Origin of the sequence: Mycobacterium saskatchewanense (assembly GCF_010729105.1) — a bacterium.
Classification (GTDB): domain Bacteria; phylum Actinomycetota; class Actinomycetes; order Mycobacteriales; family Mycobacteriaceae; genus Mycobacterium; species Mycobacterium saskatchewanense.
In genome coordinates this window covers 1,914,213-1,937,999 of sequence record NZ_AP022573.1, presented here as the reverse complement: position 1 = coordinate 1,937,999, position 23,787 = coordinate 1,914,213, and the positions used below count along the sequence as shown (strand labels likewise).

Sequence of the window (23,787 nt, the reverse complement as noted above, 5' to 3'; positions counted from 1 at the left end):
CGGATAGTGGGCGACGGAGGACAGAGACGTGGCGGACCGGGATCCCGAGGTCATCAAGCAGGAGATCGACCAAGCCCGCGACCAGCTGGCGGCCACCGTCGATTCGCTTGCCGAGCGCGCCAACCCCCGCCGCCTCGCCGACGACCTCAAGGCCCGCGCGGTCGAGTTCGTGAAGAAGCCGGTGGTCATCGCCTCGCTGGTGGGGATCTCGTCGGTCGTCGTCATCGTGGTGGTGCGCCGGGTCAGGGATCGCTGACCCTCGCACCGCTTTGGACGTGCACGGGAAGGTCGTCGGCCCAGGGCTGGGTGGTCACCATGTCGGCGACGTCGATGTAGCCCCGCTCGAACTCGCCCGTCGCCGCGTCGACGAGCCGGTATTCCTGGGTCTGCTTCTGGATCGGCTGGGCGTCGAGGATCACCACCCGCACCTCGCCGGGCTCGAACCCGCACCGTCGCTGTAGCGCCTCGACGAGGCACTCGTTGTGCATGTGCCCGTCGCCGAAGTTCCAGCCGAGGACCATCGAGCACAGGATCTCGCCCTCGCACAGGTTGTAGTCGTCCTCGTTGTGCCCGGCCATCGCCCGGTGCGCCAGGGTGAACAGGCCACGCCCGTGGGTGTTCATCCCGCGGAACGCCATGGCGAGGTGCAGCGGGACCAGGGTGGCCTCCTTCGAGCCGTACAGGCGCTCGAGCTGCAGGTGTTGCATGGGCCCGAGCGCGCGGGAGCCGACGCGGAATTTCTCGTCGGCCGACGGCTTCACGCACCACAGCGTGGTGTCCCAGTTGCCGGCGTAGTACCGCATGCCCGGCAGGAAGGAAACCTTGCGCGGGAACAGGTTTCCGAACACGACGATCCCGGCGATGACCGCGAACAGCACGGCGATCGGTAGCGGGTCGGTGACGCTGGCCAGACCCAGCCGCGCGTGCGCGACGAACAGCGACAGCACCCCGAAGATCATGAACACGTTCCACTCCAGCGGCACCCCCATGGGAAAGGCCAGCAGGATGTTGAGGTGGAACACGATCATCACGAAGGCCGCGATCGCCGTGGGCCACCCGCCGTGCGAGAAGAGCAGCGCCAGGGGCACCAGCCCCTCCACCGCGGTGGAGAGGTGGGCGATGAAGCCCGCCAGCGCGCTGGGCCGCAGGTCGTCCGGGTAGTGCTTGAACATCGACCGCTTGAGCGTTCCGCTGGGCAGAAACGGGTTGTTGGCCAGCATCGTCGAGATGACGAACGGGAAGTGCCGGGTGAGCTTGGAGGTCGCCGCGCCCAGCCAGATCACCATGAACACCACCTTCGCGCCGATGATGATGTTCACCCCGGAGAACAGGAACACCAGGGCCAGTGGGCCGTACACCTCGCCGCGGGCGGCCAGGAAGATGACCTTGTCGCGCAGGCCGAGGACGGCCAGTACCGCCAGCACCGCGACGGTCCGCCACCACGGCAGTACGCCGATCGCCGTATCCAGCAGGGGAATTGGGCCGGTGCCGGCGGCGAGCAGCGCGGAAACCAGCAGCACCACCAGGGCGCCGTAGAGAAACGCGTCGACGACGGTCCTGTCGTTGCCCTTGGTGAGCGGCACCCTCTCGGGCCACGGTGGCAGGCGGATGGTTCCGGGCCGCAGCCAGTACAGGATCGAACCCATCGGCGGGAAATAGCGCCCGGCCAACGGCCCGAAGCAGCATCCCAAGCCGACGACCTCGAACAGCATGGTGTACAAAACGGCCTTCTGGAACACGATGGGCTCCGACCACCACGCGGCCACGTCACCGAAGCCGCCGATGCCTGGTGTCGACCATGCGAACACCCAGCCGCCGAGGATGTAGAGCGCGATTTTGACGCCGTACATCAGGTGCATCACCAGCGGGGTGCCGAACCCGTTCTCGGCGATGTGGCGGGCCATCGGGACGATCCGGTCGGCGCGGGTGCTGGTGCTCCACGCGACCGGGTCGACGATCGGCAGGTTCGGCCGGATGAACCCCATGGCAGCTCCTTCGTCGCAGCTTGAGGGGCGCGATCGAGAAGAAAATACCCTGAGTAACCGCCGAGTGCGCCGGAATACGACGTCAAACGGTTTTGGTGCGCCGTCAGGGTTTCGAACCCCGGACCCGCTGATTAAGAGTCAGCTGCTCTACCAACTGAGCTAACGGCGCTTTGTCGGCCGGAACCGCGTAGGCGACAATAACAGGCATCCTGTCGCTTGGCGAAATCCCCGGTCTCTACCAGGATAGCGGCTGCGTCGCTCGGCGTCGGCGACAGTCGGGCGGCCTGGAGTCGCCCGGCTGGGCGTGAGGCGCCACCGCGACGATCTAAATGGGCGGTGCGATACCGCTTTCCGGCCAGATCAGAACAGCGTGCCGCAATACGGGCTCCGCTCGGTGCTGAAGGCGGCGTCCAGGTCGCCCACGGCACCCGGGCGAATTTCGGTGACGCGATTCGCTCGGAGGAGTTGTCTGGCGCGGTGCGAACCCATATATATGGCGGCCAAATCCCCCAGGCTGATCTCGACGTCGGGCGGCCCTTCGTGTGGCGTGCACTTGCCGGCACCATCACGGATCTGGAGCAAGAACCGCCCTCCCGCGAGGTTGAGGGGATCTGTGACGTCCAGCACGATGTCGACATCGGCGTGGTACACGCGAGCGCCGAGCACTTCGGGCACGTCGTTGATGCGCGCCCAGAGGAAATCGGTTATGCCTTTCGTTCGAGCTGCACGCGGGTTGCGTAACTTGAGCGGAAGCGGATCATCTCTGGGCACCTCGATCTCGATCTGATCGAACATGTCCAACGCCAGCAGCGATGCAAGCAGCTCGGTATGGGCCTCGTCGGTGATGGGGCAGAAGTCCTCGACGATCACCGTCCCGAAGGGCGGCTGAAACGTGTGGTGCGGCTGATCAGCGATCCGATATGTCAGGAAGCCGTCCGGATGCACCGTGTGATAAAGCGCAGATCTCGTGCTCCGCTGCGTCGGCCGGTCTTCCAAATAGTCATCCCACCAAGCGCTGTCGCGCGCCACCGCCCCCGGGGTTTCGGCGCACCACCGCTGATAGATCTGCGGCAGAAGGCCTCTCGCCTCGGGGGCCTCGACCTCGCGCGCCCGGTTGCGGCTCGGTGCGGACCGCAGCTTCGCAATGCGGCGGTCAATCGAGTAAGTGTGTCCATAGCTCGCCACCCCGGCGCCGAAGCGGTCGTATATCGCGGTCTGGGTCGGGACACCGCAGATGATGGGGTAGCCGCGATCCAGCAAGATCCCCAGGCCCTGGGCGCTGAGCTGCGCCCAGATTCCCTTTCCCTGATGTGTCGAGGCGACGGTGATCATCGTCAGCCAGGCGGCTCGCAGGCTTGCGCTCCCGGGCACGGTCAACCGTGAGCGGTAGATGATGGACGTCCCTACCAGGAACGGATGCTCCGGATCGGCGACGTCTTCGGCCACCAGAATGTCTTCGAGGGTGACTCGGCGTTTCCAGGCTTCGACGGTGGGCGAGTCGACCGGGTCCCCGAAAGTGCGGGCCTGATTCGCATAGAGGGCGTGCCAGTCGCTTTCGGTTGGGTGCCTGATTGTGATGGCGTTGTCCATAGTGTTTATCGCTCATCCAATCCGCCGCCGGTGCAACCGAGCCGGCGCCCATCTCGGGGAGTCCCCCAGCGAAGGCGCCGCTTTCGGTCGATACCCGCTTACTGATCCGTCAAACGTAGTTACACGTTAACCCTGGATGCGTCGCCCTGTTTGCCCGCGGCGAGTGCGCCTGCTCACACCAAGAATTCGCCGAGTTCCCCGGGCAGATCACGTGTGGTGGGAATTACGCGGCCCCCGCCGGGGTATAGAGATACGCCGGGAAAACTGCGTCGAAAGGGCCTCAGATGCTGCATGCGATCACGCGACTTGCCATCGCGGCGCCGCGGCGCATCGTCGCGATATCGGTGTTGATCCTGGTCGGCGCCGCTGTGTTCGGACTTCCGGTGATCGCCAAGCTGTCGGGCGGCGGCTTCCAGGACCCCACCTCGGAGTCCTCGCGTGCTACCGAAGTGCTCCGGGACAAATTGGGTCAAACCGACCAGAAGATGCTGCTGGTACTGACTTCGCCGGCGGGCGCCCGCAGCGACCAGGCGCGTGGGGTGGCCACCGACATGGTCAACCGGCTGAAGCGGTCGCCGTGGGTCCTTGATGTGTCCTCGGCGTGGACTTCGCCGCCGCAGGCCGCCGGCCAGCTGATCAGCAAGGACGGCAAGTCCGGAATGATCGTGGTCGACCTCAAGGGTGGCGAGAACAAGGCGCAGGAGTACGCCAGCACCCTCCTGCGCGACCTGGTGCATGACCGCAACGGCGTCACCGTGCGCGCCGGGGGCATGGCCGTGGCGTACGCCCAGATCAACGAGCAGAACCAGCGAGACCTGCTGTTGATGGAGTCGATCGCGATCCCGCTGAGCTTCGCGGTGCTGGTTTGGGTGCTGGGCGGCGTCGTTGCGGCCGCGCTGCCGATCGTGCTCGGCGCGTTGGCCATCGTCGGGACGATGTCGGTGTTGCGGCTGATCACCTTCGCCACCGATGTGTCGACCTACGCGTTGGACCTCAGCATCGCGATGGGCCTCGCCCTGGCCATCGACTACAACCTGCTGATCATCACCCGCTATCGCGAGGAGCTGGCACGCGCCGCTGATCCTGATCGGGCGCTGTTCCGGACCATGGCGACCGCCGGGCGGACCGTGTTGTTCTCCGCCACCACGGTCGGCTTGTCGATGGCGGTGATGGCGCTGTTTCCGATGAACTTCCTGAAATCGTCCGCCTACACGATCGTGGCCACTGCGGTCATCGTCGCGGTCGCCGCGGTGGTGATCACACCGGCCGCGATCGCGCTGTTGGGACCCAGGCTGGACGCACTCGACGCGCACCGGCTGATCCGTCGGCTCTTCCCCCGCGCGAACTCCTGGCGTGACCCCGCCCTCAAGCCGGTCATTTCGAAGTTCTGGTACCGATCGACCAAGTTCGTGTTGCGGCACGCCCTGCCGGTCGGTCTGAGCGTCGTGGCGCTGATGCTGCTGCTGGGCGTGCCGTTCCTGGGAGTGAAGTGGGGCTTTCCGGACGAACGGGTGCTACCGACGTCGGCGTCGTCGCGTCAGGTCGCCGACATGCTGGACAACGATTTCGCCGGTGGATTGGGGAACTCGGTGTCGGTTGTCGTTCCCGACGCCCGCGGCGTGACGCCGGTGGACCTCGAGCGCTACGCCGCCGCGTTGTCGCGGATCCCCGACGTGTCGGCCGTCACGGCGCCCACCGGAACGTTCGTACGGGGAAACCCAATGGGACCGCCCGCCGCACCGGCCGGAATAGCCAACGGCGCCGCATTCCTCACCGTCGAGAGCACCGCGCCGCTGTACTCACAGGCGTCGAACACTCAGTTGGACCGGCTGCACGAAGTGGCCGGTCCGGCCGGGCGGTCAGTCGAGGTGACGGGCCTGGCGCAGATCAACCGCGACAGCGTCGGCGCGATCACCACGCGGCTGCCGGAAGTGTTCGGCCTGATCGCGCTGATCACGTTCACCCTGCTGTTCTTGCTCACCGGCAGTGCGGTGATCCCGCTGCAGGCGCTGGTGTGCAACGTGTTGTCGCTGACGGCGGCGTTCGGCGCGATGGCATGGATCTTCCAGGACGGCCACCTCGGGGCGTTCGGGACCACACCCAACGGCACGTTGAACGCCAACATCCCGGTGTTGTTGTTCTGCATCGCTTTCGGGCTGGCCATGGATTACGAGGTGTTCCTGGTCTCGCGGATCCACGAGTACTGGATGGCCTCCCAGGCCGGCGAGCCGCCGGCGAATCCGGTCGAGGCGCGCGCTGCCACAGACGAGAGCACGGCGCTGGGCATCGCGGGCATCGGCCGCGTGGTGACCACCGCCGCGCTGGTGATGTCGATTTCTTTCGCCGCGTTGATCCCCGCGCACGTGTCGTTCATGCGGATGCTCGGGTTGGGCCTGACGCTCGCCGTGCTGGCCGACGCCACCCTCGTGCGGATGGTACTGGTTCCGGCCTTCATCCACCTGCTCGGCCGCTGGACGTGGTGGGCACCGAAACCCTTGGAGTGGCTGCGCGATCGCGCCGCGACCGGTGAGGACGCCGCCGCCAGGGTGGGGCGGCGGCGCTGGGCCGCTGATGCGCCGGAACCGCGACGCCCGACGATCCGGCGGTGGCCCCCCAGGCCCGCGACTGACCGCAGTTGACGCCATTAATCCCTTGTAGCGCAATGGCGTTGGGGTACCGACGACGGAGAGGCCGATCATGCCGCATACGGGTATCGCCGCGCTCCTCGCGCTAGCTTCTGCGCTGTGCATCGCGACCGGCGACGTCCTCCAGCAACGAGCCGCACACCGCATCACCGACCCGTCCGTGGGGCACATCGCATTATTCGTGCGCCTGTTGCGAAATCGCCGGTGGCTCTGGGGCGCGCTGTTGCTCGCGGCGAGCATTGCGCTGCAGGCCGCTGCGTTGGGACAAGGTTCCGTACTGCTCGTGCAGGCGCTGCTCATGCTTTCGGTGCTGTTCGCCCTTCCGATCAATGCCCGGCTGTCGCACCGCACGGTGGCCGCCGGCGAGTGGGTCTGGGCCGGGTTGCTCACCGCCGCGGTGATCGTGATCGTCATCGTCGGCAATCCGAACGCCGGCCGTTCCGGCGCGTCGCTTAAAACCTGGGCCTGGGTGGCCGTGGTGCTCGGGCCGGTGCTGATCGGGTGCGTCATCGCCGGCCGGATCTGGGGCGGGGCGGCGGCCGCGGTGCTGTTCGCCTTCGTGTCCGGTTCACTGTGGGGGGTCTTCGCGGTGCTGACCAAGGAGGTCGTCGCCCGGCTCAGCGATGACTGGGCGGTGGTGCGGACCCCCGAGCTGTATGCCTGCGTGCTCGTGGCGGTGGGTGGAATCGTCTGGAGCCAGGCCGCCTTTCGGGCCGGACCGTTGACGGCGTCGATGCCGATGCTGGCGATGTCGCAGCCGGTTGTGGCGGCATTGTTGGGTGTCGTCGTCCTCGGCGAGACGCTGGGCACCGGCCGCGCCGGCATGGCTACTTTTGCGGCGGCCGTGCTCGTCATGACGGCGGCCATCGTCAAACTCGCTCGAGTGGACGCCGTCGCGACCCGGGAGCGGGTCGACGCACACTTGCAGGATGTCATCGACCAACGAGTCTGACCTGGCACTTCGTGCCCGGGAACCCCTTGGTTCGGCGCGCCCGGGCGCGCCGGTCCGCCGCGATCGCGACGCGGGGCCACCGCCTCCACGCGTGTCGCCTTGAGGCCGGCCCCGAAGCCATTACAATGCTTGCGATTCTTTGTGGTCAGCGGTGACCAACTAGCGGAAGTCAGAGGGAAGGTCACTGGATGGCGCGTTCGCGTATTCGTCGATCGTGGCTCGCCGTTGTGCTGGCCACGGTTGCCGTGGTTGGCGTCGCCTGCGGCGGCGGCCAGCAGGCCGTGCCGGCCAAGGTGATCTTCGACAAAGGCACCCCGTTCGCCGACCTGCTGGTCCCCAAGCTCACCGCCTCGGTGAGCGACGGCGCCGTCGGTGTCACCGTGGATGCGCCGGTGACGGTCAGCGTGGCCGACGGCGTCCTGGCGTCGGTCACCATGGTCAACGACAACGGCAGGTCGATCAACGGCCAGCTGAGCCCCGACGGGTTGCGCTGGCAGACCACCGAGCAGCTCGGCTACAACAGGCGCTACACGCTGAACGCCAAAGCGCTGGGCCTCGGCGGAGCGGCGAGCAAGCAGATGACGTTCCAGACCAGTTCGCCGGCGCATCTGACCATGCCCTATGTCAGTCCCGGCGACGGCGAGGTCGTCGGCATCGGGGAACCGGTGGCCATCCGCTTCGACGAGAACATCGCCAACCGCGCCGCCGCCCAGAAGGCCATCGTCATCACCACCAACCCGCCCGTCGAGGGCGCGTTCTACTGGCTGACCAACCGCGAAGTCCGTTGGCGCCCGGAGCATTTCTGGAAGCCCGGCACGGCGATCGATGTGGCCGTCAACACCTACGGGGTCGACCTGGGCAACGGCATGTTCGGTGAAGACAACGTCAAGACGCGCTTCACAATCGGCGACGAGGTGATCTCGACAGCCGACGACACCACCAAGATGGTGACCGTCCGGGTCAACGGCGAGGTCGTCAAGACCATGCCCACCTCGATGGGCAAGGACAGTACCCCGACGGCCAGCGGCGTCTACATCATCGGCGCCCGGTTCAAGCACATCATCATGGATTCGTCGACCTACGGCGTTCCGGTCAACTCGCCCAACGGATATCGCACCGAGGTCGACTGGGCCACCCAGATGTCCTACAGCGGCGTTTTCGTGCATTCCGCACCCTGGTCGGTCGGGGCGCAGGGGCACACCAACACCAGCCACGGCTGCCTGAACGTGAGCCCCAGTAATGCCGAGTGGTTCTACGACCACAGCAAGAGCGGCGACATCGTCGAGGTGATCAACACGGTGGGTCCGACGCTGTCCGGCACCGAGGGGCTGGGCGACTGGAACATTCCGTGGCCGGTGTGGAAGGCCGGCAACGCCGACACGTAAGGGATCGCCGGGCGCGGTTCAGGCGCCGCGCCGCCGCCTCAACCATTGGCGACCGAACCCAGCGGCGACCACGACCGCGGCGAGGGCCAACGCAATCCCATTGACCCAGCGGTTCTCCGGCGTGATGACGAAGTCGACCGCGAGCCAGAGTGCCCCCACCACCGGCAGCGCGAACAGGACGGTGCGAAGTCGCTCGCCGCGCCGGAAGTACGCGATCACGCCGGCGCCGAGGAGCCCGCCCACGATGACGAAAACCAGCGCGTAGGCGTGCACTAGTCGCACCCCGCAAGGCCTTTGAATCCGTCGATGGTGGTCGCTCCGCCTGTCAGAACCCCACCGATAGCCATGGCCCATTCCGCCGGGCCAAGTGGTGAGGCGGCGATACCGCCCACGATGGAGCCCGTCACCAGCAGCGGCCCTCCGACCCCCTCGCCCACGTATTTCGTGACGTCCCACCCATCGCATTGGTGCTTGCCGGGGTCGGGTACCGGGTTCTCGCCGGCGTGCATGTTGATGACGGCGGGCGGGTTCGGGTGGGGAGTGATCTTGATCGCCGGCGGCTGTGGCGGGACCGGCTGGCCCGGCGGCAGCGGTGGTGCCGGTGTGGGTCCGTCTTGCTTGAAGTCGACCAACTGAATTCCGCTGCGGTTCTTCGGAGTTTGCGGCAAGCCGGGGGCCGGCTCCGGTCCGAAGCCGACGTCGTCGACACCGGCGGTGCTGGCGGTGAGTTGGCCGGCGACCTTCGTTTCCGTCAACTCCAGCTGTTCGGCCCGCGCGCGAAGATCGCCGGCGAAGGCCTCGGCCTGCGCCTGGCGGGTGGCGCGCTCGACCGGGTCGCTGCTCATCCGGGTATCGGTGACCGAGAGGTCCTCTCCCACAACGAAGCCCGCGTTCTGAGCGTCCTCGACACCATAGATGACCCGTCGCTGCGCAGCACCGATGTCGCTGGCCCCGCTTCGCGCGATCCCCGCGGCCTGGCGCAATTGATCGGCCTTCGCACTGACCGTTGCCAGGTCCGCACCGGTGCGCTGGCGCAAGGCATCACCGCCCTCGCCGAGCCATGTCATGGTGTGGGACTCGTTCCTGATGTGGAGGAAGGTGTCTTCCCAGCGGTCCGCGGTGTCGGTCCAGTGGCTCGCCGCGTTGACCAGGTGTTCGGTGCTCCACGCGTGAATCTGCGACAAAGTGGCGGCCATCTAGACCATCCGGATCTGCGGCACGGGTATCGCCATCTCGCTCGCGGCGGCGGCTTCCTCCTCGGCGTAGCCGCCGGCGGCCGTCGTCATCGCCGCGGCCGTGGCCTGGGTCCGGGCGACGAACGCGGCCGAGGCGGCGCTGACCGCCGCATGGATGGCGCCGACCGCCGCCGCGGTCGGCTGAAAGGGGTGCCCCGGCGACGGCGGCACCGACGCGAGGTGGGCGCTCAGGCCCTCCCACCGAGCGGCCGCAACCTGCAGCTCAGCGGTAACAACCTGCAGCTTCTTCCCTCCCACGGCGCGAGTCTAAGCCGCTCGTTCAATGGTGGCTATTCACCCCGCGGGTCACCCGGGCCGCTGCGAATGAAAAAGGTCAGAGGGGCGAATAACCCCTCTGACCTGCGGGGTGGCTGACGGGACTCGAACCCGCGACACCCAGGATCACAACCTGGTGCTCTACCAGCTGAACTACAGCCACCATAGCCGCGGCCCGCCTTCGGAAGGGCTGACGAGCGGCGACGTCGATACTAGCCGGTCGGTGGCTCGGCGGCCGAATCGATTGCTTCCGGTGGGCCGCCCGCGCCGCCGATGTCGGCGACAACCGCCTCGATTTCGCTGGTAGAGGGCCCGGGTGGGGGGACGAACGCGGTGCGCCGGTAGAACTTCAGCTCGCGGATGGACTCATGGATGTCGGCCAGGGCGCGGTGGGAGAGCCCTTTCACCGGCTGCCCGAAGTAGATCCGCGGGTACCAGCGCCGGCAGAGCTCCTTGATCGAGCTGACGTCGATCATGCGGTAGTGCAGGAACGCGTCCAGGGCCGGCATGTCGCGGGCAATGAATGCCCGGTCCGTGGCGATCGAATTGCCCGCGAGCGGCGCCGTCTTGGGCTGCTTGACATGCTTGCCGATGTACTCCATCACCATCGCCTCGGCGGTGGCGAGGTCGACCGTCGACGCCCTCACCTCGTCCGTCAGCCCGGAGCGCGAATGCATTTCGGCGACCACGTCGACCATCGACGACAGCGCGGCGTCGTCGGCGTGGATCACCACGTCGACTCCGTCGCCGAGCACGTTCAGGTCGGCGTCGGTGACCAACGCTGCGATCTCGATCAGCTTGTCCGACCCGAGGTCCAGCCCTGTCATCTCGCAGTCGATCCACACCAGTTCGTCGCGCACAGCGCTCACATTAGGCCCCGCATAGGCCCTTCCGCCGCTCCGCCCGGCAAGTAGGGTGAGCGGTGCCGAACCGCAGTGGGGACCAAACCCGGGAGGAGGGGCGCATCACGATGAGCACCGAATCGGCGGCCGGCGGGGCTGACGGGGCCGCGCAGCGGATCGCGAACGGCTACGGGGTCGACGGCCGGGCGCTGGAGTTGGGCACGGTCGTCGTCGACGGCGTCGTGGACCCGACCGCCCAGGTCCGTATCCCGCTGGCCACCGTCAACCGGCACGGCCTGGTGGCCGGAGCGACGGGCACCGGGAAGACCAAGACGCTGCAGTTGATCGCCGAACAGCTCAGCGCGGCCGGCGTGGCCGTGCTGATGGCCGACGTCAAGGGCGACCTATCTGGTCTGGCCCGGCCCGGGGAGGCCAACGACAAGACCGCGGCGCGTGCGAAGGATACGGGTGACGACTGGGTGGGGACGGGCTTCCCGGTGGAGTTCTTGTCCTTGGGCACCGGGGGAGTCGGCGTGCCGGTGCGGGCGACGGTCGAAAGTTTCGGTCCGGTCTTGCTGTCAAAGGTGCTGGGCCTCAACGCAACCCAAGAGTCGACGCTGGGCTTGATCTTCCATTGGGCCGGTGCGGCGAACCGGCCCCTGGTCGCCCTGGACGATCTGCGCGGCGTCATCAGCCATTTGGCCAGCGACGAGGGCAAGGCTGACCTGAAAGAGCTGGGCGGGGTGTCGCCGACGACGGCTGGAGTCATCCTGCGGGCGCTGGTGAACCTCGGCGGGGAGGGCGGCGACACGTTCTTCGGCGAGCCAAAACTCGATCCGCAGGATCTTTTGCGCTGCGATGACCAGGGCCGCGGCATCATCTCGCTGCTCGAGTTCAGTGGCCAGCAGTTGCGTCCGGTCATCTTCTCGACCTTCCTGATGTGGTTGCTGGCGGACCTTTTCAAGGTGCTGCCCGAGGTCGGTGACGTGGACAAGCCCAAGCTGGTGTTCTTCTTCGACGAGGCGCACCTGCTTTTCGCCGACGCGTCCAAGGCCTTCCTCGAGCAGGTCGAACAGACCGTGAAGCTGATCCGCTCCAAGGGCGTGGGAGTGTTCTTCTGCACCCAGCTGCCCACGGACGTGCCCAACAACGTGCTGTCCCAGCTGGGCGCGCGGATTCAACACGCGCTGCGGGCCTTCACCCCCGACGACCAGCAGGCGCTGAGCAAGACGGTCCGCACCTACCCGAAAACCGATGTCTACGACCTGGAGTCGGCGCTGACGTCCCTGGGGATCGGAGAGGCCGTCGTCACCGTGCTCTCCGAGAAGGGCGCGCCGACGCCGGTCGCGTGGACCCGGATGCGGGTGCCCCGCTCACTGATGGCCTCGATCGGCACCGACGCGATCGCGCAGGCCGCGAAAGGCAGCCCGCTGCAGGCGAAGTACGGCCGAACGGTCGAACAACCGGCCCGGCCCCAGGTTGGCCCGGCGGGGCAAGATCGCCGCAGCCCGCAGCGGCCGGACGTCCGGTCCGGTTACCCGCCCGTCCCGCCGAACGAGCCGGTGCCGCCCATGCCGGAGCCCTTCGAACCAAAGGGCCCGGCCGTATGGGAGGAGGTACTGGAGAATCCGACGGTGAAGAGCGGCATCAATACGGCCATACGCGAGATCACGAGGAACCTTTTCAACACCGGCCGGCGCCGCCGCAAGTGACTTAACCGCCGCCGAGCTTCTTGTAGAAGCTGCCGACGATTGGCGCGACGATGGCCCGCGGGGCGTACCCGCTGGCCACGGACATGGCCTTCGACGTCAGGCCCGGGACGACGCGCATCTTGTTGCGCTCCAAGGCGTTCAGGGACACCTTGGCGGTGTGCTCGGTGGAGATCCAGAGGAAGTCCGGCACCAGTCGTTCCACCAGCGAGGCTTCGGTTTCGTCGGGCAGCTCGGTGCGCACCGGGCCCGGCGCCAGCAGCGTGACGTGCACGCCGGAGCCGCGCACCTCGCCGCGCAGCGATTCGCTGAAGGTGTTCACGAACGCCTTGCTTGCCGCATAAGTGGCGTTGTAGGGGATCGGCGAATTCCCCGCCGCCGAGCCCGAAATCAGGATCCCGCCCGCGCCGCGCTTGACCATGCCGGGCAGCACCGCCAACGTGAGGTCGTGCACCCCAAGCACATTCAACTGCACCTGGGCCTTCTCGACGGCCGGGTCGAGGCCCGACACCGGGCCGAAAGTCGCGGTACCGGCGTTGGCGCACAAGATCGAGATCGGGCGGGTGGCCAGTTCGTCGCACAGTTTCGCCCGTTCGCCCGGGTCGGCCAGATCGGCGGGTCGCACGTCGACGGCGACGCGGTACCGGTCGGACAGCCGGGCGGCGAGCTCGTTGAGCAGGTCCTCGCGCCGCGCCGTGACAATCAGATTGTGGCCGCGGGCGGCGAGCTCGGTGGCCAGTGCTTCGCCGATGTTCTGCGAAGCTCCGGTGACGACGGCGCGCGCGTCCGGGCTGGGAGCGGGTATCGGCATGAGGCAATCGTAGACAGGCGGGCGCGGTGGGCTTCGGGCGCGCCGGATCGCGGGTGCGGCGAAGCGGGTCGCCCGTCAATCAAATCCGCGGGTGATCGCGAGGGCGGCGGAGCCGGGCGAAGCGGGTCGCCCGCCAATCAAATCCGCGGGTGATCGCGAGGGCGGCGGAGCCGGGCGAAGCGGGTCGCCCGCCAATCAAATCCGCGGGTGATCGCGAGGGCGGCGGAGCCGGGCGAAGCGGGTCGCCCGCCAAACAAATACAGTGCGAACATGGGCCAGCCACAATCGCGTTCGGTCACGCCGGTGCCGTCTCGCATCGTGGCGTGGGCGCTCTGGGACTGCGGCTCCACCGGTCTGAACGCCATCGTTGCGACGTTCGTCTTCTCCGTCTACCTGACCAGCAGCGTCGGGGCGGGCCTGTCTGGCGGCACCTCACCGGCGAGTTGGCTTGGGCGCGCGGCGGCGATCGCGGGGCTGACCGTCGCGCTGCTGGCGCCGCTCGTCGGCGTCTGGGTGGAGTCGCCGCACCGCAGGCGGGTGGTCCTGAGCGTGCTGACCGCCCTCGGGGTGACACTGACCTGCGGGATGTTTTTCATCCACGATCGGCCCGGCTACCTGGCCGCCGGGCTGGTGCTGCTCGCGGCGACGGCGGCGTGTAGCGACCTGGCCAGCGTGCCGTATAACGCGATGCTGCGCGAGCTTTCGACGCCGCAGACCGCGGGCCGCATCTCGGGGCTGGGCTGGGCCGCCGGTTACCTGGGCAGCGTCTTCCTCCTGCTGCTGATCTACACGGGCTTCATCTCCGGCAGTGGACCGGTGCGTGGGCTGCTCGGGGTGCCCGCCCGGGACGGGCTCTACGTCCGGGAGGCGATGCTCCTGGCGGCGGCCTGGTTCGCGGTGCTGGCGCTGCCGTTGCTGGTGGTCGCGAACCGGTTGCTCACGTCGGACGAGGCGTATCAGCCGACCGGCCTGCTGGGCGGCTACCGCAAGCTGTGGACCGAAGTCGTGGCGGAATGGCGCCGCGACCGCAACCTGGTGTATTTCCTCATCGCCAGCGCGCTCTTCCGCGACGGGCTGGCGGCGATCTTCGCGTTCGGCGCCGTGCTGGGCGTCAACGTGTACGACATTTCACAGGCCGACGTGCTGATCTTCGGTGTGGTCGCCAGCGTGGTGGCCGCCGTGGGAGCGGTGCTGGGCGGGTTCGTCGACCACCGGATCGGGTCCAAACCGGTGATCGTGGGGTCATTGATCGCGATCATCGCCGCGGGGCTCACCCTGATGACGCTTTCGGGCTCGGTGGCCTTCTGGGCGTGCGGGTTGCTGCTCGCCCTGTTCATCGGGCCGTCGCAGTCGTCGGCACGCGCGCTGCTGTTGCAGATGGCCAACCATGGTAGGGAGGGTGTCGCCTTTGGCCTGTACACCATGACCGGGCGGGCGGTGGCCTTCGTGGCGCCGTGGCTGTTCTCCGTGTTTGTCGACGCCTTCGGAGCCGTGCGCGCCGGTTTGGGCGGCATCTCGTTGGTGCTGGTCGCCGGCCTGCTGGGGATGTTGATGGTCCGCGTTCCGGCGCGGGTCGCGGCGGCGGAACCGTCGTAGGGCCTACCCCCGAGCGTCGCAGATCGTGAGGCCGACCCCCACGCGCTGGCTGACCTGAACGCCGCCGATGGTGACCGAACAGGTGACGTTACGTCCGAAGTTCACGATCGTGACGTTCGCCGGGTGAATGGCCGATTTGGCCAGGCTGACTTCTTTGCTCCACGGCAACGCGACGTTGAACTCGGTCTGCACCACGTCGCCGCTGCCGATGTACATGATGCTGATGGCGCGGCCGTCGCCGTTGACGGTGTAGACGACGTCTTGCATGGCGCCGGGAACAGTGGATTGGGTGGGCGTCTGCGATTCGCTCGGCGTCGGCGTCGGCGTCGGCAGGTGGGTGCGCGACGGCGGCGTGGTGCGGATCGAGGGGGGCGGCGTCGGGAACTCCGAGCTCGGCGCGGGCATGGGGGGCAACGGCGGCACCGCGGTCTGCTTCCTGATGGCGTCGTTCGCCAGCGCCAGCGCGATGACCAACGCGACCACCAGGAAAAGGCCCACGCCCGCGAGGATCCACACCCAGCGGGGGGGCTTCGGGCCCCCTGGCGGCGCGGGAGCCGGATCTTCGGGCGCCGGCACACCCGGGGGAGGAGCATCCTGCTGTTGCCAGTACGCGGGCAACTGCTTGGTGTCGTTGGCGCCGGGCCACTGCGGGGTGTAGTACCCGCTGTATGTGGGCGCGTAGGGCGCTTGGTCGGCGTACGCCGGGTCAGCGATCGGCGGGTACCAGGGACCCTGCGGCCCGGTCGGCCCCGACCCCGCGAGAGGGGTAGTTAACCGTTCGGGTCGACGTGGATCGTTCATGTCCACCTCATGGGTTGCAGGGTACCCGTGCGACACGCCTGGGCGGCGGCGCGCGAAGCCCCGGGTTTCAAGGGCACTGGTTCCCGGCGCTCAACGCGGCGACGGTCATCGCACGCATGACGGCGCGTGAACGCGCCGCCCGAGCGGGTTTGCTGCGCCCCTGGTCGGGGGACTTGAGGCTGTGCGGTGTGGAGTTCAGCAGGCCGAATGCCGCGTGCGCCGAGAGCCGGGCGTCGGCCTCGGCGAGGTCGGGGTTGAGCTCGCGCAGCACATTCACCCAGACCTCGACGTATTGGCGCTGCGCTTTGCGCACCTGCTTCTCGGCCGCCTCGGGCAGGTACGCCAGGTCGCGGTCCTGAATGCGGATGAGGTCGGGCTCTCCGAGCGCGAAGTCGAGGTGGAAGTCGATGAGGCCGTCCAGGGCGGCGGCGGCGTCCGCATTGCGGTCGCGCACCTCGCGGGCCCCGGCGAGCAGCCGGGTGCTGATGCCGACCAGTAATTCCACCAGCAGCGACTCCTTGTTGGGGAAGTGGCGGTAGATGGCCGGTCCGCTGACCCCGGCGGCCGCGCCGATGTCTTCGAGTCGCACGGCCAGGAAGCCGCGTTCGGCGAACAGCCGCTCGGCGGCGGACAGCAGTTGCAGGCGCCGGTCGGACTTCAGCCGGCTCCGGCGGTTGGGGGCCTCTGTGGGAGCGGGCGGGCTCTCCGCGGCGGGTGTCGTCATCGGTTAATCGTCACTAACTTAGCATCGTCGTCGACCAGCTGCGGCCGTTGTGGACGCGGCCGCGCGGACGGTGGTATTGTCGCACGAGTTAATCAGCATTAACTGAATTGTAGACCGCCCCGACGGCAAGGAGGCTGCTGCGGCGATGGACAAGGTCGTGGCGACGGCCGCCGAGGCGGTCGCCGACATCACTGACGGTTCGTCCTTGGCGGTCGGGGGATTCGGCTTCTGCGGCATCCCCGAGCCGTCGATCGCGGCACTGGTCGCCACGGGCGTCGGCGACCTGGAGACGGTCTCCGACAACCGCGGCGGAAACGGTGTCGGGCTGGTCCACCTGTTGGAGCACAAGCGAATCCGCCGGGTCGCCTCCTACGCCGCCGACAACAAAGAATTCGCCCGCCAGTTTCTGTCGGCGAACGCGTCCGCGGCCAACTTCAACCCGGACTGCGCGCGGGCCGGGAGGATTACAATCACCGAGGTCGACCACCTCGTCGAGCCCGGCGAGATCGACCCCGCCGCGGTGCACACCCCGGGCATCTTCGTGCACCGGATCGTGCACGTGCCCGACCCGGTGAAACCGCTCGAGAAGGTGACGGTCGCCCGATGACGTGGACGCGTGAGGGCCTGGCGGCGCGCGTGGCCGCCGAGTTCAGCGACGGCCAGTACGTCAACCTCGGTATCGGTATGCCCACGCTCATCCCCAACTACCTGCCCGCCGGCGTCAGAATCTCGGCCGCCGGCGACCTGGCCAACTGGATGGTCCCGGGCAGGATGGTCAAGGGCATGGGCGGTGCGATGGAACTGGTGCACGGCGCCCTCAGGGTGATCGCGACGATGGCGCACACGGCCCGGGACGGCAGCCCCAAAGTCGTTGCCCGATGCACCCTTCCGCTGGCGGGCGTGGGCTGCGTGCACCGCATCATTACCGACCTCGCCGTCATCGACGTGTGCGACGAGGGTCTGCGCCTGGTCGAGACCGCGCCGGGCGTCGGTGTCGATGAGGTGCGGGCAAAAACAGAACCGCCCCTGCTGGTGGCGACTGACGGGAGGCATGCGTGAACACGTCCGTGATGACGGCGCCATCGTTCGCCGACGAGCACCGCCGGTTGGTGGACGAGCTGAACGCCAAGCTTGCCGCGGCGGCGCTGGGTGGCAACGAACGCGCGCGGGAACGCCACGTCGGCCGGGGCAAGCTGCTGCCGCGGGAACGAGTCGACCGCCTGCTCGACCCGGGCAGTCCCTTCCTGGAGCTGTCTCCGCTGGCCGCCGACGGGATGTACGGCGACGAGTCGCCGGGCGCGGGGATCATTACCGGGATCGGCAGGGTGTCGGGTCGGGAGTGCGTGATCGTCGCCAACGACGCGACGGTCAAGGGGGGCACCTATTACCCGATGACGGTCAAGAAGCACCTGCGCGCCCAGGAGATCGCGTTGCAGAACCGGCTGCCGTGCATCTATCTCGTCGACTCCGGCGGCGCCTTCCTGCCGCGGCAGGACGAGGTGTTTCCCGACCGCGAGCACTTCGGGCGGATCTTCTACAACCAGGCCACCATGAGCGCCAAGGGAATTCCGCAGGTGGCGGCGGTGCTGGGGTCGTGCACGGCGGGCGGCGCCTACGTGCCGGCGATGAGCGACGAGGCCGTCATCGTCCGTGAGCAGGGCACGATCTTTCTGGGGGGTCCCCCGTTGGTCAAGGCGGCCACCGGCGAGGTCGTCTCGGCCGAGGAGCTGGGCGGGGGTGACCTGCATTCGCGCGTTTCCGGCGTCACCGACCATCTCGCCGAGGACGACGAGCACGCGCTGCGGATCGTCCGCTCCATCGCAGCCACCTTCGCCCCGCGGGGGCCGGCCCCGTGGGAGGTGCGGACGGCGTTGGAGTCCAAGCATTCCCAAGTCGAACTCTACGATGTCGTGCCGCCGGACCCGCGGGTGCCCTACGACGTGCACGAGGTGATCCTGCGGCTGGTCGACGGCGGCGAATTCAGCGAGTTCAAGGCCAACTACGGCAAGACCCTGGTGACCGCGTTCGCGCACATCCACGGCCACCCGGTCGGCATCGTGGCCAACAACGGCGTGCTGTTCAGCGAATCCGCCCTGAAAGGGGCGCATTTCATCGAGCTCTGCGACAAGCGCCGGATCCCGCTGCTGTTCCTGCAGAACATCGCCGGGTTCATGGTCGGCCGCGACTACGAGGCCGGCGGCATCGCCAAGCACGGCGCCAAGATGGTGACCGCCGTGGCCTGCGCCCGGGTGCCCAAGCTCACCGTCGTGATCGGCGGATCCTATGGTGCGGGCAATTATTCGATGTGCGGGCGGGCGTATTCGCCACGGTTCCTGTGGATGTGGCCGAACGCGCGGATATCCGTGATGGGCGGCGAACAGGCCGCGTCGGTGCTGGCGACCGTGCGCGGCGAGCAGCTCGGCGCGGCGGGCAAGCCGTGGTCGGCCGACGACGAGGAGGCGTTCAAGGCGCCCATCCGTGCGCAGTACGAGGAGCAGGGTAACCCGTACTACTCGACCGCCCGCCTCTGGGACGACGGCATCATCGACCCCGCCGATACCAGAACTGTTGTCGGCCTGGCTCTCTCGGTGTGTGCGCAAGCGCCGCTGGAGCCGGTCTCCTACGGCGTCTTCCGGATGTGAGGCTGATGTTCGACACCGTATTAGTGGCCAACCGCGGCGAGATCGCGGTGCGCGTCATCCGCACCCTGCGCCGGCTGAACATTCGGTCGGTCGCCGTCTACAGCGATCCCGACGCCGGAGCGCGGCATGTGATCGAGGCCGACGAGGCTGTCCTACTGGGGCCCGCCGCCGCGCGGGAAAGCTACCTCGCCATCGACAAGGTGCTCGACGCGGCCGCCCGCACCGGAGCCCAGGCGATCCATCCGGGGTATGGGTTCCTCTCGGAGAACGCGGCTTTCGCGGCCGCCTGTGAACGCGCCGGCGTGGTCTTCCTCGGGCCACCGGCGCGGGCGATCGAGGTGATGGGCGACAAGATCACCGCCAAGACCGCCGTCGCCGCCTTCGACGTGCCGGTGGTGCCCGGTGTGGCCAAGCCGGGGCTCAGCGACGACGATCTCGTGGCGGCGGCCGACGAGGTCGGCTACCCCCTGCTGGTCAAGCCGTCGGCGGGCGGTGGTGGCAAGGGCATGCGGCTGGTGGAAGACCCGGCCCGATTGCGCGAGGCACTGGTCGGCGCCCGCCGGGAGGCCGCGTCGGCCTTCGGCGACGACACCCTGTTTCTGGAGCGGTTCGTGTTGCGGCCCAGGCACATCGAGGTCCAAGTGCTCGCCGACACCCACGGCACTGTGGTACACCTGGGCGAGCGTGAGTGCAGCCTGCAGCGCCGCCACCAGAAGGTCATCGAGGAGGCGCCGTCGCCGCTGCTCGATCCTCAGACCCGCGCGCGGATCGGGGCGGCGGCCCGCAACACCGCGCGCAGCGTCGACTACGTCGGTGCCGGCACGGTGGAATTCATCGTCTCCGCCGACCGCCCGGACGAGTTCTTCTTCATGGAGATGAACACCCGCCTGCAGGTGGAACATCCGGTCACCGAAGCGGTCACCGGGCTCGACCTGGTCGAATGGCAGCTGCGGGTGGCCGCCGGCGAGAAGCTTGGGTTCGCCCAGGACGACATCGAATTGCGCGGGCACGCCATCGAAGCGCGGGTATATGCGGAGGATCCGGCGCGCGGCTTCCTGCCCACCGGGGGCCGGGTGCTGCGGGTGGTCGAGCCGAGCGGGGATGGCGTCCGGGTCGACTCGTCGCTGCTGGCCGGCACGGTCGTCGGCAGCGACTACGATCCGATGCTCAGCAAGGTCATCGCGCACGGCCACGACCGCGACGAAGCCCTCGCGAAACTCGATGCGGCGCTGGCTCAGACCGCGGTCCTCGGTGTGCAGACCAACATCGAGTTCCTGCGCTTCCTGCTGGCCGACGAGCGGGTGCGGGCCGGCGACCTGGACACCGCGCTGCTCGACGAGCGGCTGGCGGGCTTCGCGCCGCTGGCGGCACCCGACGACGTGCTCGCCGCCGGCGGCCTCTACCGGCAATGGGCCCTGGCGTCCAGGGCCCACGGTGACCCCTGGTCCGTGCCCACCGGATGGCGGGTCGGCGGTGCCGCGGCACCGGTCCGCACCGAGATGAACAGCCCGCAGCGGGCCGAGACCGTGTCGGTGTGGGGACTGCCCGAGGCCGCGCGGGTGCGGCTCGGCGACGGTGAAACCCGTTCCGCCAGCGTGGAAGTGGCCGGCGGCCGGATGAGCGTGACGCTGGACGGGCTGCGCCGCGAATACCGTTGCGCCGAGGCCGACCGGCACCTGTGGATCACCGACGAGCGGGGCACGTGGCACCTGCGCGAGGCCGAGGAGCACAAGATTCATCGCGCCTCGGGCGAGCGGCAGGCCGAGATCGTCAGCCCGATGCCCGGCAGCGTCATCGCCGTCCAGGTCGCCGACGGGGCCGAGGTCGCCGAGGGCGACGTGGTGGTGGTCGTGGAGGCGATGAAGATGGAACACTCGCTGGCCGCGCCGGTTGCCGGGCAGGTTGAGGTTCTGGTGTCCGTCGGAGACCAAGTCAAAGTCGACCAGGTGTTGGCGCGGCTTGTCCCCGAGTCAACTGCAAGGGATCAGGGAGCATGACGACATCCATCACGGCCGGGGCACTGCCCAAGGAATACGAGGATCTTCGGGACACGGTGGCCGAGTTCGCGCGCACCGTGGTCGCGCCCGTGTCCGCCAAACACGATGAGGAACACAGCTTCCCGTATGAGGTCGTCGCCAAGATGGGCGAGATGGGCCTGTTCGGCCTGCCGTTCCCCGAGGAGTACGGCGGCATGGGCGGTGACTACTTCGCGCTGTCGCTGGCGCTCGAGGAACTCGGCAAGGTCGACCAGTCGGTGGCCATCACCCTGGAGGCCGGGGTCAGCCTCGGCGCGATGCCGATCTACCGATTCGGCAACGACGAGCAGAAGCAAAAGTGGCTGCCCGACCTGACGGCCGGGCGGGCGCTCGCCGGGTTCGGGCTGACGGAGCCGGGCGCCGGATCCGACGCCGGCGCCACCCGGACCGCTGCCCGGCTCGACAACGGCGAGTGGGTGATCAACGGCAGTAAGCAATTCATCACCAACTCGGGCACCGATATCACGTCGCTGGTGACGGTCACCGCCGTGACCGGGGCGGTCGCCGACGGCAAGAAGGAGATCTCGACCATCATCGTGCCCAGCGGCACACCGGGATTCACCGTCGAGCCGTTCTACAACAAGGTCGGCTGGAACGCGTCGGACACCCACCCGCTGAGCTTCGACGACGCGCGCGTCCCGGAGGAGAACCTGCTGGGCGCGCGGGGGACGGGTTACGCGAACTTCCTGTCCATCCTCGACGAGGGCCGCATCGCGATCGCCGCGCTGGCCACCGGGGCCGCGCAGGGCTGCGTCGACGAAAGTGTCAAGTACGCCCAGGAACGCCAGTCGTTCGGCCAGCCGATCGGCTCGTACCAGGCGATCAGCTTCAAGATCGCCCGGATGGAGGCGCGGGCGCACGTGGCCCGCACGGCCTACTACGACGCGGCAGCAAAGATGTTGGCCGGCAAGCCCTTCAAGAAGGAGGCGGCGATCGCCAAGATGATCGCGTCCGAGGCGGCGATGGACAACGCCCGCGACGCCACTCAGATCCACGGCGGATACGGCTTCATGAACGAATACCCGGTGGCGCGTCACTACCGCGACAGCAAGATCCTCGAGATCGGCGAGGGCACCACCGAGGTGCAGCTGATGCTCATCGCGCGATCGCTGGGGCTGCGGTGAGCCGCGACAACCACGATGATGCCGGCGCAGCCGGGATCAAGGGGTGGCGCGCATGAGTAACGAGAAGTCGATCGTCCAGCGGGGCTTGTGGTTCGAAGAGTTCGAGATCGGCACCAGGTACCTGCACCGGCCGGGTCGCACGATCACCGAGGCCGACAACGTGTTGTTCACCACGCTGACCATGAACACCCAGTCGCTGCACCTCGATGCGGCGTGGGCGGCCGAACAGCCGGGATTTCGCGGCGAGCGGCTGGTGAATTCGATGTTCACCCTCTCCACGCTGGTCGGGCTGTCGGTGTCACAGCTGACCCTCGGCACGATCGTCGCCAATCTCGGCTTCTCCGAGGTGTCTTTCCCCAAGCCGGTCTTCCACGGCGACACCCTCTACGCCGAAACCGTGTGCACCGGCAAACGCGAGTCGAAAAGCCGGCCGGGGGAGGGCATCGTCACCCTCGAACACATCGGGCGCAACCAGCACGGCGACGTCATCGCGCGCGCGGTGCGCACCACGTTGGTGCAGAAGCGACCCGCCGGCGAGGAGCCCCGATGAATCTGCGCGCCGCCGGGCCGGCTTGGCTGTTCTGCCCGGCCGACCGCCCGGAACGTTTCGCCAAGGCCGCGGCCGCCGCCGACGTGGTGATCCTCGACCTGGAAGACGGTGTGGCGCCGGCGGATAAGCCCGCCGCCCGCGACGCGCTGCGGCAGACGCCGCTGGACCCGGAGCACACGGTCGTGCGGATCAACGCCGCCGACAGCGAGCAGCAGGCGCGCGACCTGGAGGCGCTGGCACATACCGCGTACACGACGGTGATGCTGTCGAAGACCGAGGCGGCGCAGCAGGTGAGGGCGCTCGCGCCGCGCGACGTCGTCGCGCTCGTCGAAACGCCGCAGGGCGCGGTGTTCGCCACCGAAATCGCCGCGGCCGACGGCACCGTGGCGATGATGTGGGGCGCCGAGGACCTGGTGGCCACGCTCGGCGGCAGTTCCAGCCGGCGGGCCGACGGCACCTACCGGGACGTCGCCCGCCACGTGCGGTCGACGGTCCTGCTCGCGGCGTCCGCGTTCGGCCGGCTCGCGCTCGACGCCGTCCATTTGGATATCCGCGACATCGACGGCCTGCGGGCCGAGGCCGACGACGCGGTGGCGGTCGGCTTCGGCGGCACCGTATGCATCCATCCCTCGCAGGTGTCGGTGGTGCGCGAGGCCTACCGCCCCAGTGGGGAGAAGCTGGGCTGGGCGCGACGGGTGTTGGCCGCGGCGAAGAGCGAGCGCGGCGTGTTCGCCTTCGAAGGGCAGATGGTCGATTCGCCGGTGCTCAAGCACGCCGAGATGATGCTGCGGCGGGCCGGGGAGGGCTGACCGGGGCGCGTCGACGGGCGCGAGACGTGCGGGGACTCTCCCGAGACATAAACTGCTGCGACGTTTGCCGGCGTG

Annotated in this window: 22 protein-coding genes and 2 tRNA genes; 13 read left to right on the top strand and 11 right to left on the bottom strand. The window is 68.3% G+C overall.

Features of this window, described 5'->3' with window-relative positions:
* Positions 1-28: 28 nt before the first annotated feature.
* Positions 29-256, top strand: coding sequence for a DUF3618 domain-containing protein (locus tag G6N56_RS08910; protein WP_085254855.1), 228 nt, complete (start codon positions 29-31; stop codon positions 254-256).
* On the opposite strand, the gene G6N56_RS08905 is transcribed toward G6N56_RS08910, so the two are convergent.
* The 3 genes from G6N56_RS08905 to G6N56_RS08895 all read right to left on the bottom strand — a co-directional run bounded on the left by G6N56_RS08905 (position 243) and on the right by G6N56_RS08895 (position 3,584).
* The gene (locus G6N56_RS08905; RefSeq protein ID WP_085254856.1) at positions 243-1,985 is read right to left on the bottom strand and encodes a DUF3556 domain-containing protein; all 1,743 of its coding nucleotides are present in this window, start codon (positions 1,983-1,985) and stop codon (positions 243-245) included. The genes G6N56_RS08910 and G6N56_RS08905 overlap by 14 nt on opposite strands.
* A 93-nt stretch (positions 1,986-2,078) precedes the next feature.
* Positions 2,079-2,154: transfer RNA gene (locus G6N56_RS08900), tRNA-Lys, on the bottom strand.
* Positions 2,155-2,345: 191 nt separating this feature from the next.
* Positions 2,346-3,584, bottom strand: coding sequence for a GNAT family N-acetyltransferase (locus G6N56_RS08895; RefSeq protein WP_085254857.1), 1,239 nt, complete (start codon positions 3,582-3,584; stop codon positions 2,346-2,348).
* A 275-nt stretch (positions 3,585-3,859) separates the two neighbouring features.
* Between G6N56_RS08895 and G6N56_RS08890 the strand changes: the two genes are divergently transcribed.
* The 3 genes from G6N56_RS08890 to G6N56_RS08880 all read left to right on the top strand — a co-directional run bounded on the left by G6N56_RS08890 (position 3,860) and on the right by G6N56_RS08880 (position 8,557).
* Positions 3,860-6,214, top strand: coding sequence for an MMPL family transporter (locus G6N56_RS08890; protein WP_085254858.1), 2,355 nt, complete (start codon positions 3,860-3,862; stop codon positions 6,212-6,214).
* A gap of 58 nt (positions 6,215-6,272) precedes the next feature.
* Positions 6,273-7,172 carry a DMT family transporter gene (locus G6N56_RS08885; protein ID WP_085254859.1) on the top strand — a complete coding sequence of 300 codons (900 nt, stop codon included), beginning with the start codon at positions 6,273-6,275 and terminating at the stop codon, positions 7,170-7,172.
* 188 nt (positions 7,173-7,360) lie between these two features.
* Complete coding sequence (locus tag G6N56_RS08880) at positions 7,361-8,557, top strand: L,D-transpeptidase (RefSeq protein WP_085254860.1); 1,197 nt, start codon at positions 7,361-7,363, stop codon at positions 8,555-8,557.
* 18 nt (positions 8,558-8,575) lie between these two features.
* Here the strand turns inward: G6N56_RS08880 and G6N56_RS08875 are convergent, their stop codons facing one another.
* The 5 genes from G6N56_RS08875 to orn form a co-directional block, all read right to left on the bottom strand.
* Positions 8,576-8,839 (bottom strand): hypothetical protein, encoded by a 264-nt coding sequence (locus G6N56_RS08875; protein ID WP_142280506.1) that lies wholly within the window; start codon positions 8,837-8,839, stop codon positions 8,576-8,578.
* Positions 8,830-9,753 (bottom strand): hypothetical protein, encoded by a 924-nt coding sequence (locus G6N56_RS28970; RefSeq protein WP_085254862.1) that lies wholly within the window; start codon positions 9,751-9,753, stop codon positions 8,830-8,832. The genes G6N56_RS08875 and G6N56_RS28970 overlap by 10 nt, the downstream gene beginning before the upstream one ends.
* The gene (locus tag G6N56_RS08865; protein ID WP_085254863.1) at positions 9,754-10,050 is read right to left on the bottom strand and encodes a hypothetical protein; all 297 of its coding nucleotides are present in this window, start codon (positions 10,048-10,050) and stop codon (positions 9,754-9,756) included.
* A 108-nt stretch (positions 10,051-10,158) separates the two neighbouring features.
* Positions 10,159-10,231: transfer RNA gene (locus G6N56_RS08860), tRNA-His, on the bottom strand.
* 49 nt (positions 10,232-10,280) lie between these two features.
* Positions 10,281-10,928, bottom strand: a complete 648-nt coding sequence (gene orn / locus G6N56_RS08855) for an oligoribonuclease (protein WP_085254864.1) — start codon at positions 10,926-10,928, stop codon at positions 10,281-10,283.
* Positions 10,929-11,038: 110 nt separating this feature from the next.
* On the opposite strand from orn, the gene G6N56_RS08850 reads away from it, so the two are divergent.
* Complete coding sequence (locus G6N56_RS08850; RefSeq protein ID WP_085254975.1) at positions 11,039-12,622, top strand: helicase HerA-like domain-containing protein; 1,584 nt, start codon at positions 11,039-11,041, stop codon at positions 12,620-12,622.
* Between the two features lies 1 nt (position 12,623).
* On the opposite strand, the gene cmrA is transcribed toward G6N56_RS08850, so the two are convergent.
* Positions 12,624-13,430: a mycolate reductase gene (gene cmrA, locus G6N56_RS08845; protein WP_085254865.1), complete on the bottom strand. Its 807-nt coding sequence runs from the start codon at positions 13,428-13,430 to the stop codon at positions 12,624-12,626.
* A 270-nt stretch (positions 13,431-13,700) separates the two neighbouring features.
* Between cmrA and G6N56_RS08840 the strand changes: the two genes are divergently transcribed.
* On the top strand, positions 13,701-15,026 hold the full coding sequence (locus G6N56_RS08840) for an MFS transporter (protein WP_085254866.1): 1,326 nt from the start codon (positions 13,701-13,703) through the stop codon (positions 15,024-15,026).
* A 3-nt stretch (positions 15,027-15,029) separates the two neighbouring features.
* Here G6N56_RS08840 and G6N56_RS08835 read toward each other — a convergent pair whose 3' ends face one another.
* Together G6N56_RS08835 and G6N56_RS08830 are read right to left on the bottom strand one after the other, a co-directional pair.
* Complete coding sequence (locus G6N56_RS08835) at positions 15,030-15,827, bottom strand: MmpS family transport accessory protein (RefSeq protein ID WP_085254976.1); 798 nt, start codon at positions 15,825-15,827, stop codon at positions 15,030-15,032.
* 67 nt (positions 15,828-15,894) lie between these two features.
* Positions 15,895-16,551 carry an SACE_7040 family transcriptional regulator gene (locus G6N56_RS08830; protein ID WP_085254867.1) on the bottom strand — a complete coding sequence of 219 codons (657 nt, stop codon included), beginning with the start codon at positions 16,549-16,551 and terminating at the stop codon, positions 15,895-15,897.
* Positions 16,552-16,696: 145 nt separating this feature from the next.
* On the opposite strand from G6N56_RS08830, the gene G6N56_RS08825 reads away from it, so the two are divergent.
* The 7 genes from G6N56_RS08825 to G6N56_RS08795 are packed head-to-tail and all read left to right on the top strand — an operon-like array spanning position 16,697 to position 23,712.
* Positions 16,697-17,158, top strand: coding sequence for a CoA-transferase (locus G6N56_RS08825; RefSeq protein ID WP_085254868.1), 462 nt, complete (start codon positions 16,697-16,699; stop codon positions 17,156-17,158).
* Positions 17,155-17,610 carry a CoA-transferase gene (locus G6N56_RS08820; RefSeq protein ID WP_085254869.1) on the top strand — a complete coding sequence of 152 codons (456 nt, stop codon included), beginning with the start codon at positions 17,155-17,157 and terminating at the stop codon, positions 17,608-17,610. Before G6N56_RS08825 ends, G6N56_RS08820 begins: the two co-directional genes overlap by 4 nt.
* 11 nt (positions 17,611-17,621) lie before the next feature.
* Positions 17,622-19,193, top strand: a complete 1,572-nt coding sequence (locus tag G6N56_RS08815; protein WP_085254977.1) for a carboxyl transferase domain-containing protein — start codon at positions 17,622-17,624, stop codon at positions 19,191-19,193.
* A gap of 5 nt (positions 19,194-19,198) precedes the next feature.
* Positions 19,199-21,190: an acetyl-CoA carboxylase biotin carboxylase subunit gene (locus G6N56_RS08810; protein ID WP_085254978.1), complete on the top strand. Its 1,992-nt coding sequence runs from the start codon at positions 19,199-19,201 to the stop codon at positions 21,188-21,190.
* A complete protein-coding gene (locus tag G6N56_RS08805; protein WP_085254870.1) occupies positions 21,187-22,353 on the top strand; it encodes an acyl-CoA dehydrogenase family protein in 1,167 nt (388 codons plus the stop codon). Before G6N56_RS08810 ends, G6N56_RS08805 begins: the two co-directional genes overlap by 4 nt.
* Positions 22,354-22,405: 52 nt before the next feature.
* Positions 22,406-22,903 carry a MaoC family dehydratase gene (locus tag G6N56_RS08800; protein ID WP_085254871.1) on the top strand — a complete coding sequence of 166 codons (498 nt, stop codon included), beginning with the start codon at positions 22,406-22,408 and terminating at the stop codon, positions 22,901-22,903.
* Positions 22,900-23,712: an HpcH/HpaI aldolase/citrate lyase family protein gene (locus G6N56_RS08795; RefSeq protein ID WP_085254872.1), complete on the top strand. Its 813-nt coding sequence runs from the start codon at positions 22,900-22,902 to the stop codon at positions 23,710-23,712. The genes G6N56_RS08800 and G6N56_RS08795 overlap by 4 nt, the downstream gene beginning before the upstream one ends.
* Positions 23,713-23,787: the final 75 nt, after the last annotated feature.

What these genes read in the sequence shown, in the direction of transcription:
- G6N56_RS08905 (WP_085254856.1), bottom strand. Translation starts at nt 1,985, where the DNA reads ATGGGGTTCATCCGGCCGAACCTGCCGATCGTCGACCCGGTCGCGTGG.
- G6N56_RS08890 (WP_085254858.1), top strand. Translation starts at nt 3,860, where the DNA reads ATGCTGCATGCGATCACGCGACTTGCCATCGCGGCGCCGCGGCGCATC.
- G6N56_RS08885 (WP_085254859.1), top strand. Translation starts at nt 6,273, where the DNA reads ATGCCGCATACGGGTATCGCCGCGCTCCTCGCGCTAGCTTCTGCGCTG.
- G6N56_RS08880 (WP_085254860.1), top strand. Translation starts at nt 7,361, where the DNA reads ATGGCGCGTTCGCGTATTCGTCGATCGTGGCTCGCCGTTGTGCTGGCC.
- G6N56_RS28970 (WP_085254862.1), bottom strand. Translation starts at nt 9,753, where the DNA reads ATGGCCGCCACTTTGTCGCAGATTCACGCGTGGAGCACCGAACACCTG.
- G6N56_RS08850 (WP_085254975.1), top strand. Translation starts at nt 11,039, where the DNA reads ATGAGCACCGAATCGGCGGCCGGCGGGGCTGACGGGGCCGCGCAGCGG.
- cmrA (WP_085254865.1), bottom strand. Translation starts at nt 13,430, where the DNA reads ATGCCGATACCCGCTCCCAGCCCGGACGCGCGCGCCGTCGTCACCGGA.
- G6N56_RS08840 (WP_085254866.1), top strand. Translation starts at nt 13,701, where the DNA reads ATGGGCCAGCCACAATCGCGTTCGGTCACGCCGGTGCCGTCTCGCATC.
- G6N56_RS08835 (WP_085254976.1), bottom strand. Translation starts at nt 15,827, where the DNA reads ATGAACGATCCACGTCGACCCGAACGGTTAACTACCCCTCTCGCGGGG.
- G6N56_RS08830 (WP_085254867.1), bottom strand. Translation starts at nt 16,551, where the DNA reads ATGACGACACCCGCCGCGGAGAGCCCGCCCGCTCCCACAGAGGCCCCC.
- G6N56_RS08825 (WP_085254868.1), top strand. Translation starts at nt 16,697, where the DNA reads ATGGACAAGGTCGTGGCGACGGCCGCCGAGGCGGTCGCCGACATCACT.
- G6N56_RS08820 (WP_085254869.1), top strand. Translation starts at nt 17,155, where the DNA reads ATGACGTGGACGCGTGAGGGCCTGGCGGCGCGCGTGGCCGCCGAGTTC.
- G6N56_RS08815 (WP_085254977.1), top strand. Translation starts at nt 17,622, where the DNA reads ATGACGGCGCCATCGTTCGCCGACGAGCACCGCCGGTTGGTGGACGAG.
- G6N56_RS08810 (WP_085254978.1), top strand. Translation starts at nt 19,199, where the DNA reads ATGTTCGACACCGTATTAGTGGCCAACCGCGGCGAGATCGCGGTGCGC.
- G6N56_RS08805 (WP_085254870.1), top strand. Translation starts at nt 21,187, where the DNA reads ATGACGACATCCATCACGGCCGGGGCACTGCCCAAGGAATACGAGGAT.
- G6N56_RS08800 (WP_085254871.1), top strand. Translation starts at nt 22,406, where the DNA reads ATGAGTAACGAGAAGTCGATCGTCCAGCGGGGCTTGTGGTTCGAAGAG.
- G6N56_RS08795 (WP_085254872.1), top strand. Translation starts at nt 22,900, where the DNA reads ATGAATCTGCGCGCCGCCGGGCCGGCTTGGCTGTTCTGCCCGGCCGAC.